Source organism: Chitinophaga sp., assembly GCF_036566945.1.
Classification (GTDB): domain Bacteria; phylum Bacteroidota; class Bacteroidia; order Chitinophagales; family Chitinophagaceae; genus Chitinophaga.
Genome location: NZ_DATCVJ010000633.1, coordinates 1 through 4418, shown reverse-complemented (window position 1 = coordinate 4418; position 4418 = coordinate 1). Strand labels below are relative to the sequence as shown.

The 4418-nt window shown below is 47.4% G+C and carries 4 protein-coding genes and 1 pseudogene; all 5 read right to left on the bottom strand.

Translation table 11 applies throughout. The annotated features are described in order from the left end of the window. Window positions 1-350: hypothetical protein (locus VIP81_RS19460; protein ID WP_331964919.1), on the bottom strand; the 350-nt coding region annotated here is incomplete at its 3' end. A 62-nt stretch (window positions 351-412) separates the two neighbouring features. Further along, entirely contained in the window at window positions 413-1006 is a 594-nt protein-coding gene (locus tag VIP81_RS19455) for an RNA polymerase sigma factor (protein ID WP_331964917.1), read from the bottom strand. Between the two features lie 209 nt (window positions 1007-1215). Further along, window positions 1216-2223, bottom strand: coding sequence for a glycoside hydrolase family 43 protein (locus VIP81_RS19450; RefSeq protein WP_331964914.1), 1008 nt, complete (start codon window positions 2221-2223; stop codon window positions 1216-1218). Window positions 2224-2227: 4 nt separating this feature from the next. Further along, on the bottom strand, window positions 2228-3739 hold the full coding sequence (locus VIP81_RS19445) for a RagB/SusD family nutrient uptake outer membrane protein (RefSeq protein WP_331964912.1): 1512 nt from the start codon (window positions 3737-3739) through the stop codon (window positions 2228-2230). A 24-nt stretch (window positions 3740-3763) separates the two neighbouring features. Continuing rightward, window positions 3764-4418, bottom strand: a pseudogene (locus VIP81_RS19440) (hypothetical protein); the annotation flags it as partial.

Here is a 4418-nt window from a genome sequence, read left to right as displayed (position 1 = left end):
CCCGGTGTTATCTTCCGGACTTTTGCAAGTGCCGTAAGTTCTCGCTGATGCTTTAACTGAAAATAGCCGCCAATACTCACGAGAAGCAATACCGCTGCAGCAGCTGCCCAATACCAACGTAGTCTTACAGGCTTCATCCGTATCGGTTTATCAAGAATGGCGGCCAGTATATGGGCTCCATCAGGAGCTTGAACTGCCGTTCCCTGCAGCGCTTCCCATTGTTGGCGCATCACCGGTTCCAGCAGCGTATCATCCGATTCCGTCACCAACTCCATTAACTTCCGGCGCTCGGTCTCCGTGGCCGTACCGTCGAAATAACGATTAAACAATTCAGTCAGCTGCTCATTCATGTGCAATAAATTAACGGGTATATATAAATGACACCTGGCTTTTTAAAAAGTATACGGGAATCTTATTTTTTTTCAAAAAAAAGAGAAAGTAGAAGGGTCAGGGCCAGACCTAGTGAAGAACGATCTTTTACATATTGTGTAATCAGGCTGATGGCCTGCTGCATATATTTTTTAACTGTTGGTAATGCAATTCCCAGCGCTGTCGCTATTTCCGCCTGTTTCATTTTGTTGATTCTGTTCATGGTCCATACCTGGCGGCAATGTTCGGGCAACTGCGAAATGGCCTGGTCTATAAGGGAAAGATGCCATTCCCTCGTTTCTTCTGTTTCTACGGTCGTAACCTGCTTGGCAAAATCATCTAATAAAGCATGGCGGCGCGCCAGGTTGCGCATCGCATTGAGAGCGTGGTGACGGGTCATCACCCAGAGATAAGGAGCGAACCGCTCTACATATTGCAAGGTCTCACGTCCCTGCCAGATCTTCATAAAAATGTCCTGTAAAATACTTTCTGTTTCCGGGGCGGATTGGATAATGCGATGGACGTATGTATAAAGCAATGGGTAATATTGGTCGAATATGACAGCATATGCCTGCTCATCGCCTTCTGCTATTCTCGACAATAGTTCTTTTTCGTTATATGTTTGATTGGCTGACACCCGTTAAATGAAAACACAATCTAGGAAAAATTCGGAAAACCAGGTAATATATGTGCATCTACTAATTGGAATGCAACAATAGAAGGGTGAGTTTTTTTTCTTGCTTTTTCAATGAAATGCTATTACTGATTTCGCAAACAATGTTTGTCTCTTTTTAATCATTCCCCAATTCCGCAGACACTGTCTGCAGAATTGGGGAATGTGTGCTGTTATTCTGTTATCTTCCATTGATCTTTCCACGTAATGCCGGGTATGCCAGCGGTATTAAATATTAGTGGCAGCCATACATAACGGGAGTCTTCCAGGTTGTTTTTATTCCATCTGTCGGCCATGAAGATGTAGCAATTTTTCCGGCCCGGTACTGCCAGCACGTAGGTGGTCTGCGCATGATAGGTACTGTCGGCATCGGCGCCTTTACAGGGATTGCCGTGTTCTGTCCACTGCCCCATGATGCTGTCCGCCACCGCATAGGCTGCCGCATTGGGCGTCCAGCCAGAGCAGCCGGAAGTGAACAGATACAAACGGTTATTATACCTGCATACCGCCGGCGCTTCCCTGGAACGCTTTATCAGTATGCGATGGTCGTTTCGGGTGTGTGATAAATAATCGTCTGTCAGTTCACAGACGTGCATGGTTTCGTTTTCTTCTGATGAATAGAAATGATAAGCCCTGCCATCATCGTCCTGGAAAATGGTCATATCACGGGCCATATTTCCATTAGGCCGTACGCTGCCGATATACCGGAAAGGGCCTTCGGGCCGATCGCTCACCGCAACGCCAGACCTGGCGTAACGGTAATCGGGTGAGTCGATATGCATCCACATCACGAACTTTCCTGTTTTTTTATTATAAATCACCTTCGGTCTTTCTATAACCTTACTGATATGCAGATCTGCCGTACTATCAGTTTTTTCGGCTGGTAAAGCCACCCCGTTATATGTCCAATGCAGCAGATCTTTTGAACTATAGCAGGACACGCCGCCGGCATTAACCCGGTAATTTTCCCAGGTAGATCCTGGCACCCGCCAGGTAACGCCCTGCTTGATTTCTCCGTACCAGTAATAAGTGTTGTTATAATACAGGATACCACCACCGTGTGCATTTAAGCCGTTGCCCGCTGTATCGTGCCATACGGCACCCGGAACAATTTGCGCCTGTTGTGCATAGCCGTTCATATATATGATCAATAGCCATAGCATTGAAAATATTCTTTGCATGATATCAGAGATTTGGGTTTAGTTGTTTATCGCCGATGGGTATGGGAGCCCAGTAAAAAGTATGTGTGGCATCGTTTGGCACATTTTTCAGTGCCTCTTCAGATGCATCTCTGTTGGAATTAGCCTTGGCCACGGTTTCCGTCCGGATGAGATCATACCAGCGGCCGGCAGGTTCTGCACCGGCAAACTCCCAGCCCCTTTCTGCGATCACGGAATCCCGGAAGGCGGTCTGTGATAAACCTGCTGTCAGGTTGATAAGTCCTGACCTGTTTCTTACACGGTTAATGGCGCTATAGGCGCTGGCATCCGGAGAGGCAGACATGGCCTGCGCTTCCGCATAGGTGAGCAGCACTTCTGCATAGCGGATCACTGGTACCGTATGACTGCCTATCCAGTTATTATTTACATGGTTCACCGGATTGAAAGCATCGTCATCGCGGAACTTGAAAAAGTACGGATGTTTGTGTTGGGTTTTTGTCCAGTCAACTGCATTCTCAGGCTTGTTATTGAGGAAGTAAACAGTTTGATAGGTTGCCTCCTTTCTGGGACCGGGCGGAAAATTTTTATAGAAATTTATTTCTCCGTAGCCATCGCCCCATCCTCCTTCATCGTCTGGCGCATAGGCATTTGGCGTAAGCATATTATAGTTCTCCCATGCCCAGCCGGAAACATTTACATTGAAATAACAACCGAATACTGTTTCATGATTAAACTTCCCGCTTTTGTTCCACAGGTCTCCGTAGTTGGTAGTAAGGTCATATCCCCAGGTCGTTTTGTTATCGATCACTTCTTTTGCCTTGGCGGCCGCCAGTGCGTATTTGTCGGTTTGTTTAAGGGGCCAGCCTGCCATCGTCAGGTATACATTGGCCAGCAAGGCTTTTGCAGAACCACGGGTAGGCGGTATGTCCACACCGTTCTGTCTTTTGTTGCCATCCCATACATCCGGTAACATGGTTTCTGCCTTTTGGAGATCGGCTACAATCAGCGCATAAATATCTGCTGGTGTGGCTTTGGGCCGGTTATAGTCCACATTATTGTCGGTGATCAGTGGCACTTCTCCCCAGGTGCGTGTCAGGAAAAAATAGCTGAGCGCACGAAAAAAGTAAGCTTGTCCGGCGGCATGGTTCCTATCGTCTTCCGAGGCTGCCGTGGCTTTTGGGTAATTAATGATCAGTGCGTTGCTGGATTTAATGGTAGCATAAAAATAGCTCCACCAGTTGGTCATGCGGTCATTGGAGGAAGTGGCCTGGTAAGTATCAAAATCAGAATAAGAGATTTTGTTGCCGGCACGGGCTACGGTCATATCGTCGCCGCCCCAAAGCGTGGCGTAACCGCCGGATTGGTTAAAAGCGCCGTTTACCTGGGTATAGAGCGCAATGGCTGCCATGTTCAGGTCATCCGCCGTTTTATAAAAGTTGTCCGGTGTGAGATTGCTTTTAGGATCTTCCTTCAAGAAATCCTTGCTGCAGGAAGTGATAAGCGTAAGCAGCAAGGGAGCAATGATATATAGTTTCATATTATCAGCGTTTATACGTGATCGTTATAAAGAGATGTTTACACCAAACGTAAAGGTGCGCGGCGACGGATAAGCACCGAGGTCAATACCTGCATCAGCATCGCTGGTGGCAGAAGTAGACGTGGCCTCCGGATCATATCCTTTATAATTGGTAATCGTGTACAGGTTTTGTGCGCTTAGGGTAAAGCGGATGTCCGCAAAACGTGTCATCTTTTTCTGCATCGTGTAGGAAAGACTGATATTCTTCAATCGCACATAGCTGCCGTCCTGCAGATATTGTGTGGACTCCACATAACTGCGGCCGGTTTTGCTCGCAGGATCAGCCCATACAGCGCCGGTATTTTTGGCAGTCCAGTAATCGGCGGATGCCGCCAGTGTAGGATATTTCACATCGCTGGTAGGTGCTGCAATGCCGGCATAGGTAGCGTTAAAGATTTTGTTACCCTGCGATGCCTGTACAAACACATTGAGTTCAAATTGTCTATAGCGGAAATTGTTGTTGAAGCCCCACTGGAATTTTGGAATGGCGCTGCCGGCAATCACACGGTCTTCGTAACCGATGGATTTATTGCCGCTTACGTCGGTGTAATGATTGTCGCCGGCCTTGGACCCCATTGTATTATCATCGCTGCTATACACGCCCTGCCAGGGAATCAGATAAAATGCACCCAGTGGTTGA